A 233-nucleotide genomic window follows, 5' to 3' on the forward strand; every position below is an offset into this window, starting at 1 on the left:
TCATCATCATTGATTGTTGCAACTTGCGTGTTATCTTCGTTAACAATTACAGACGTCATTAGGAATTCATGATAGATACCGTTCGAATAAGAGTCTTCTACACACTCTTCTGCTTATTTATAAGTAGGGCCTTCACCATTCACCATAGCACTGTAACATTTTTCTACGCGATCCCAACGCTTGTCACGGTCCATGGAGTAATAACTGTCTCTTATACACATCTGACGCTGCCG

Annotated in this window: 1 pseudogene; it reads right to left on the reverse strand. The window is 40.8% G+C overall.

The window, feature by feature from the left end:
• A pseudogene (locus tag JDS98_RS29940) lies at positions 1 to 233 on the reverse strand (2,3-bisphosphoglycerate-independent phosphoglycerate mutase); the annotation flags it as partial.

This window comes from Bacillus cereus group sp. N11, assembly GCF_016483605.1.
GTDB lineage: Bacteria > Bacillota > Bacilli > Bacillales > Bacillaceae_G > Bacillus_A > Bacillus_A toyonensis.